This is a genomic window from Rhodopseudomonas sp. BR0C11, from assembly GCF_010820945.1.
Classification (GTDB): domain Bacteria; phylum Pseudomonadota; class Alphaproteobacteria; order Rhizobiales; family Xanthobacteraceae; genus Rhodopseudomonas; species Rhodopseudomonas palustris_H.
On the sequence record NZ_QTKI01000270.1, the window covers coordinates 1 to 6,568 of the forward strand.

Sequence of the window (6,568 nt, forward strand, 5' to 3'; positions counted from 1 at the left end):
CCCAAGTATCGGCCGTGCCCGCTGCTGGTGAAGTATGTCGAAGCCGGCTGGCTCGGCCGCAAGACCCAGCGCGGTTTCTACGACTACCGCGGCGACAAGCCGGTGCCGACCCGCTGAGCCTTGCGATAGCGGCATCGTAGTTATTTCCGTCATGGCCGGGCTCGTCCCGGCCATCCACGCCTTTTCCCGCGTTTCCGTCAGCAAGGCGTGAATGCCCGGGACACGCCCGGGCATGACGAACTATCAGGGGCATCGCTCATTCGATCCCCGGTACGCTCCGGATCTGCTCCGCCAAAAAATCGATCAGCAGCCGCACGCGAGCGATGCCGGCGCGCTCCGGCACGATCAACAGATTGAGCGGCACCGGCGGCAGCCGATACTCCGGCAGCAGCACTTCGAGCCGCCCCGCCGCCAGCAGATCGTCGACCAACCAGCGGTGCGACGCCGCAATGCCGCGCCCTGCGATCAGCGCTTCGCGCGCCGCGAGCCCATGGTCGACCCTGAGCCGGCCGCCGAACGGCACCCGGTGTGTCTCCTGATCCGGCCCCTGCAAGATCAGCATGTCGCTGCCGGCGACGTTCACCATGCGCACCCCTTGATGGCGCGACAGCTCCTGCGGCGATGTCGGCCTGCCATGCGCGTTCAGATAGTCCGGCGAGGCCACCAGCAGGCGATGGCTGTGGCCGAGCGTGCGCAGCTTCAGTGAACTGTCGGCGAGCGGGGCCAGCCGGATCGCCAGGTCGACGCCTTCGCGCACCAGATCGACCCGATGATCAGTGAGGCCGAAGTCGATCCCGATCTCCGGATAGCGATCCTGGAACGCGAAGATCAGCCGGCTGGCATGCAGCACGCCGAACGAGGCCGTGCAGGAGATCCGGATGCTGCCGGCGGGCGCCCCCGACGCGCCGAGCGCCTCGTCGCTGGCTTGGTCGAGCAGACGCAGGATCTGAATGCAGCGCGCGTAATAGCGGCTGCCTTCCTCGGTGAGCGTCACCCGGCGGGTGGTGCGGCTCAGCAGCGGTGCACCGACCGCGGCCTCGAGCTCCTGCAACTGCCGGGTGACGGTGGATTGGCCGACATTGAGGTCGCGCGCGACCGCCGACAGGCTGCCCCGCTCGGCAATGCGAACGAAGGTGCGGATGCGCTCGATCGTGACGGCTGATCTATCCATTTTTCGGAATAATCATATCGATACTCCGCGGCTACTGGAATAGTTGCCGCGGGGGGTACCTGCAGGGTCTGATCATCACTGCAGGGAGCCTGGCCGTGAAAGTCCTTCTGGTATTCGCCCACCCCGAACCGCGCTCGTTGAACGGAGCGTTGCGCGACGTCGCGGTCGCGGAGCTGCAACGCCTCGGCCACGAGGTGCAGGTCTCCGATCTCTATGCCCAGGGCTGGAAGCCGGCGGTCGACCGCGAAGATTTCCCAACACTGGCACCCGGCGAGCGGCTGCTGCCGACCGTGGCGTCGAAGGCGGCGTTCGACGCCGGAGAGCTGACCCAGGACGTTCGCGACGAGATTGACAAGCTGCTGTGGGCCGACGCGGTGATCCTACAATTCCCGCTGTGGTGGTTCACCATGCCGGCGATCCTGAAAGGCTGGGTCGAGCGGGTGTTCGCCTGCGGCTTCGCCTATGGGGTCGGCGAGCACAGCGACAAGCGCTGGGGCAACCGCTACGGCGAGGGCGTTCTGGCCGGCAAGCGCGCGATGCTGATCGTCACCACCGGCGGCTGGGAGCAGCATTACGGCCCGCGCGGCATCAACGGCCCGATCGACGATCTGCTGTTTCCGATCCATCACGGCATTCTGTTCTATCCCGGCTGCGAGGTGCTGCCGCCCTACGTGCTGTATCAGGCCGGCCGGCTCGATTCGGCCGGGTTCGAAGCCGCGGCCGAACAGCTGCGGGAGCGGATGCGCACGCTGGCCGAGACGCCGCCGATTCCGTACCGGCGCCAGAACGGCGGCGATTACCTGATCCCGACCATGGAGCTGCGGCCGGAGCTGGGCGTGCCCGGTGCCGAAGGCTTCGCGGTGCACCTGAGCGACGGGGCCGGCTCCACGGCCTGACCGTGGCCGCCCAAGCCGCGGCGCGATCGATGTAATTTCATCGAATGCGCGCCGCCTCGCTTCGGATTGTTAACGGTTTGCTGCCAGACTGCGGCGATGGATATGAGCATGATCAGCGCGGCGCTCGCCATGCAGGCCAGCAGCACGCAGATGCAGATCTCGACAACGATTCAAGCGTCGGCCGCTCGCACCGAGCGCGAGACGGTGCAAACGTTGCTCGGCATCGGGCAGGGCGGCTCGCCCTCGCTCGCCAATGTCGGCCCCGGCGTCGGCGGCAACCTGAATATCAGCGCGTAATCCGAGCTCTCTTTAGCAGTCATTGCCATTGAGCAGTCATTCCGGGGCGCGCCGTCAGGCGCGAATCCGGAATCTCTTTTTGCATCAACCTCCGGATTCCGGGCTCGGGCGCAGCTTCGCTGCTCCCGCCCCGGAATGACCGCTGGTGGCTGTGAGTTACTTGCTGCCCGCCGCGACCGGCTTCAGCGCGGCCTTGATCAGCGTGGTGGCGTCGTTGCTGTCCCATTCGGCGGGGCCGTTGATGGTGGCGACCTCGCAGCCCTCGCGGTCGATCAGCACCGATGTCGGCATCCCGAGCGCGCGGCCGACCGCTTTCAGATCCTGAAACACCTTGGCGGAGGCGTCGGTGAACACCGACAGGTGGGTCAGCTTCTCGTCGTCGAGGAATTTCTTCGGCTTGGCCGGATCGCGGGTGTCGATGTTGATCGCCACCACTTCGAAATCCGAGCTGCCGAGCTTGGCCTGCAGGTTGTCGAGCGCCGGCATCTCCTTGCGGCACGGCACGCACCAGGTCGCCCACAGGTTGACCAGGACGGTGCGGCCGCGGAAGTCCGACAGCTTCTTGGCCTGGCCGGCATCGTCGGTGAACGTCAGGTCCGGCAGCCGCAGCGGCGCCGCCGCAGGCGTCAGCGCCGCAACTTCGCCGCGCACCAGCGGCTTGAGCTGCTGCGCCAGCGCCACCGCCGGCCGGCACACGGGATCGCCACCTGCATTGCGCTGCAGCCCGCCAATCCCGTATATCCCGGCGGCGCCGGCGACGACGAGCACGGCCATCGTGGCCAACAGGATGGTCAGGCGGCCGGCACGGCGCGGCGGGACGGGATTCGGCTGGGATTCGGTCATCGAACAATCAGAAGACGGCAAGCCGCGCAGGTTCGCGGGCGGCAGCCGATGATGAGATGTGATTGGGACGCGAGCATGATCGTGAGCGGCGACAGATGAGCAACAAGATGTGGGGCGGCCGATTCACCGATCGCCCCGACGCGATCATGGAAGAGATCAACGTCTCGATCGACGTCGATCGCCATCTCTACGCCCAGGACATCACGGCGTCCAAGGCGCATGCAGCCATGCTGGCCGCGCAGGGCATCATCACCGCGAACGATGCGAAAAATATCGGCAAGGGTCTAGACACGATTCTGTCAGAGATCACCGCCGGCAAATTCACGTTCAAGCGTGCGCTCGAAGACATCCATATGAATGTCGAGAGCCGGCTGGCCGAACTGATCGGCCCCGCCGCCGGGCGCCTGCACACCGCGCGCTCGCGTAACGATCAAGTCGCGACCGACTTCCGGCTCTACGTCCGCGACGTGCTGGACGAGACCGACGCGGCGCTGGCGGCGTTGCAGCTGGCGCTCGCCGAACGTGCGCTCGAGCAGGCCGAGACCGTGATGCCCGGCTTCACCCATCTGCAGACCGCGCAGCCGGTGACCTTCGGCCATCATCTGATGGCCTATGTCGAGATGGTGGCGCGCGATCGCGGCCGGTTCCAGGATGCCCGCAAGCGGCTCAATGAAAGCCCGCTCGGCGCCGCGGCGTTGGCCGGCACCTCTTTCCCGATCGACCGCCACGCCACCGCCGCCAAGCTCGGCTTCGACCGGCCGATGGCGAATTCGCTGGATGCGGTGTCGGACCGCGATTTCGTGCTGGAGACACTGTCGGCGGCCTCGATCTGCGCCGTGCATCTGTCGCGCTTCGCCGAAGAGATCGTGATCTGGACCTCACCGCTGGTCGGCCTGATCCGGCTGTCGGACAAGTTCACCACCGGCTCGTCGATCATGCCGCAGAAGCGCAATCCGGACGCGGCCGAGCTGGTCCGCGCCAAGACCGGCCGGGTGATCGGCGCGCTGAATGGCCTGTTGATCGTGATGAAGGGCCTGCCGCTCGCCTATCAAAAGGACATGCAGGAAGACAAACAGGGCGCGATGGAAGGCTTCGCGGCGCTGTCGCTGGCGATCCGCGCGATCACCGGCATGGTCCGCGACCTCGAGCCCGAGCCGGAGCGGATGAAGGCGGCGGCGGGCGAGGGCTACGCCACCGCCACCGATCTGGCCGACTGGCTGGTGCGGACGCTGAAGATGCCGTTCCGCGAGGCGCATCACGTCACCGGCCGGATCGTCGGGCTCGCCGCCAAGAAGAGCGTGGCGCTGCACGAGTTGCCGCTCGCCGAGATGCAGTCGGTCGAAAAGCGCATCACCAAGGATGTGCTGGCGGTGCTCAGCGTCGAATCCTCGGTGAAGAGCCGCACCTCGTATGGCGGCACCGCGCCGAAGAACGTTCGCAGCCAGGCCAAGGCCTGGCTCAAGCGGCTCGCCAAGGATAGCAAAACGCGCTGAGGGCGGCCGCCGTCCGGCGGTTTCGGGGGCTCGCCAGCGCGGCGCAATCTCGGTATGGTGCCGCGCCAATTGGGGATATTCGACGTGAATCGCGTGACCAACCCATCGCGATGGGCGCTTCTGGTGATTGTGGCGGCGACGCTGGCTCTGGCGGGCTGCGGCCGTAAAGCTGGCCTCGATCTGCCGCCGGGTGCTGCCGACACGCCGTCGGCCGCGCCGGCGACCAAACCGGAGGCCAAGGGCGACGTGTTCGACTCGTCCTACGGCACCAACGCGCCGCCGTCCGCCGCCAAGGGGCGGAAGCGGAGCATCATTCTCGATCCGCTGCTGGACTAAGCGCCAAGATGCGTCATTTCGACTATCGCGACGGCGTGCTGCACGCCGAAGGCGTCAGCCTTGCTTCGATCGCGCAAGACGTCGGTACGCCGTTTTACTGCTACTCGACCGCCACGCTGGAGCGGCACTACCGGGTGTTCACCGAGGCCTTCGCCGGCACCGATGCGCTGGTGTGCTACGCCATGAAGGCCAATTCCAACCAGTCGGTGCTGCGCACCCTGGCCAAGCTCGGCGCCGGCGCCGACGTGGTGTCGGGCGGCGAACTGCAGCGCGCGCTGGCGGCCGGGATTCCGCCGAGCAAGATCGTGTTCTCCGGCGTCGGCAAGACCGAGGCCGAGCTGCGCGCCGCGCTCGCCCACGACATCAAGTGCCTCAACGTCGAATCCGAGCCCGAGCTCGAATTGCTGTCGCGGCTCGCGGTCGAGACCGGCCGGACCGCGCGGATATCGCTGCGGGTCAATCCCGACGTCGACTCCGGCACCCACGCCAAGATCTCGACCGGCAAGTCCGAGAACAAGTTCGGGATTCCGATCCGGCATGCCCGTGAGGTCTATGCCCGCGCCGCCAAGCTGCCGGGCATCCAGGTCACCGGCGTCGATGTCCATATCGGCAGCCAGATCATCGACCTGGCGCCGATGGAAGCGGCGTTCCGCATCGTCGCCGAATTCATCCACGTGCTGCGCGGCGACGGTCACACCGTCAGCCATGTCGATTTCGGCGGCGGCCTCGGCATCCCGTACTACGAGGATCGTGACGCACCGCCGGAGCCGTTCGCCTATGCGGAGATGGTCAAGCGCGTCACCCACAATCTCGGCTGCACGCTGCTGTTCGAACCTGGGCGGATGATCGTTGGCAATGCCGGCATCCTGGTCGCCAAGGTGATCTATGTGAAGCACGGCGACGGCAAGACCTTCGTGATCATTGACGCGGCGATGAACGACCTGATCCGCCCGACGCTGTACGAGGCGTATCACGAGATCCTGCCGGTGGCGGAGCCTGCGCCCGGTGCCAAGATGATGGTGGCCGATGTCGTCGGCCCGGTGTGCGAGACCGGCGATTACCTCGCGCTCGACCGCAAGCTGCCCGAGCTCAAGGCCGGCGATCTGATCGCGATCATGACGTCGGGCGCGTATGGCGCCGTCCAGGCGTGTACTTACAACACCCGTCCGCTGGTGCCCGAAGTGCTGGTGAAGGACGATCAGGTCGCAGTGGTGCGTCCGCGCATCGAGGTCGAGCAACTGATCGCGATGGACAAGGCGGCGCCCTGGCTGTGAGCCGGTCTCTCTCCTGAAACAACGGGGTGGGACCGCCAGACGCGGCGTACAAAAATAACTGGCGGTCCCGATCGCGCTTAAAATCCGCAGCGGTGAACATGCGGCTTCACTGCCACGCGCGCGACGGCCGACCGTAGCGATCCGGCAATTTCGAGCAATTTGAAGTGTTTTTTAACCTAACCGCTCAACCTTAACGCGACGGTCGGAACCGCCGCGCCGGTTGGCTGGTACCAATTATCGCCTCAGCCCTTGTCGATC

8 protein-coding genes are annotated in these 6,568 nt (G+C 66.4%); 6 read left to right on the forward strand and 2 right to left on the reverse strand.

Annotation, left to right across the window (positions count from 1 at the left end):
- A partial coding sequence (locus DYI24_RS18375; protein WP_246701296.1) for a 3-hydroxyacyl-CoA dehydrogenase family protein occupies nucleotides 1-117 on the forward strand: 117 nt, incomplete at its 5' end.
- A gap of 139 nt (nucleotides 118-256) precedes the next feature.
- On the opposite strand, the gene DYI24_RS18380 is transcribed toward DYI24_RS18375, so the two are convergent.
- Nucleotides 257-1,171 carry a LysR family transcriptional regulator gene (locus tag DYI24_RS18380; protein ID WP_164573329.1) on the reverse strand — a complete coding sequence of 305 codons (915 nt, stop codon included), beginning with the start codon at nucleotides 1,169-1,171 and terminating at the stop codon, nucleotides 257-259.
- A 95-nt stretch (nucleotides 1,172-1,266) separates the two neighbouring features.
- Here DYI24_RS18380 and DYI24_RS18385 point away from each other — a divergent pair, with 95 nt between their 5' ends.
- Complete coding sequence (locus tag DYI24_RS18385; protein ID WP_164573330.1) at nucleotides 1,267-2,067, forward strand: NAD(P)H-dependent oxidoreductase; 801 nt, start codon at nucleotides 1,267-1,269, stop codon at nucleotides 2,065-2,067.
- Between the two features lie 108 nt (nucleotides 2,068-2,175).
- Entirely contained in the window at nucleotides 2,176-2,364 is a 189-nt protein-coding gene (locus DYI24_RS18390; protein ID WP_012497859.1) for a hypothetical protein, read from the forward strand.
- A gap of 156 nt (nucleotides 2,365-2,520) precedes the next feature.
- Here the strand turns inward: DYI24_RS18390 and tlpA are convergent, their stop codons facing one another.
- Nucleotides 2,521-3,207 (reverse strand): thiol:disulfide interchange protein TlpA, encoded by a 687-nt coding sequence (gene tlpA / locus DYI24_RS18395; RefSeq protein ID WP_164573332.1) that lies wholly within the window; start codon nucleotides 3,205-3,207, stop codon nucleotides 2,521-2,523.
- A gap of 95 nt (nucleotides 3,208-3,302) precedes the next feature.
- On the opposite strand from tlpA, the gene argH reads away from it, so the two are divergent.
- From argH to lysA, 3 genes are read left to right on the forward strand one after another with little or no spacing between them, the layout of a single operon-like run.
- Nucleotides 3,303-4,700 (forward strand): argininosuccinate lyase, encoded by a 1,398-nt coding sequence (gene argH, locus DYI24_RS18400; protein WP_164573334.1) that lies wholly within the window; start codon nucleotides 3,303-3,305, stop codon nucleotides 4,698-4,700.
- A 54-nt stretch (nucleotides 4,701-4,754) separates the two neighbouring features.
- On the forward strand, nucleotides 4,755-5,036 hold the full coding sequence (lptM, locus tag DYI24_RS18405; protein WP_107357198.1) for an LPS translocon maturation chaperone LptM: 282 nt from the start codon (nucleotides 4,755-4,757) through the stop codon (nucleotides 5,034-5,036).
- Nucleotides 5,037-5,044: 8 nt separating this feature from the next.
- Nucleotides 5,045-6,310 carry a diaminopimelate decarboxylase gene (gene lysA / locus DYI24_RS18410; protein WP_164573335.1) on the forward strand — a complete coding sequence of 422 codons (1,266 nt, stop codon included), beginning with the start codon at nucleotides 5,045-5,047 and terminating at the stop codon, nucleotides 6,308-6,310.
- Nucleotides 6,311-6,568 lie beyond the last annotated feature (258 nt).

Coding starts and splice junctions, on each gene's coding strand:
- DYI24_RS18380 (WP_164573329.1), bottom strand. CDS start 1,171: ATGGATAGATCAGCCGTCACGATCGAGCGCATCCGCACCTTCGTTCGC.
- DYI24_RS18390 (WP_012497859.1), top strand. CDS start 2,176: ATGATCAGCGCGGCGCTCGCCATGCAGGCCAGCAGCACGCAGATGCAG.
- tlpA (WP_164573332.1), bottom strand. CDS start 3,207: ATGACCGAATCCCAGCCGAATCCCGTCCCGCCGCGCCGTGCCGGCCGC.
- argH (WP_164573334.1), top strand. CDS start 3,303: ATGAGCAACAAGATGTGGGGCGGCCGATTCACCGATCGCCCCGACGCG.
- lptM (WP_107357198.1), top strand. CDS start 4,755: ATGGTGCCGCGCCAATTGGGGATATTCGACGTGAATCGCGTGACCAAC.
- lysA (WP_164573335.1), top strand. CDS start 5,045: ATGCGTCATTTCGACTATCGCGACGGCGTGCTGCACGCCGAAGGCGTC.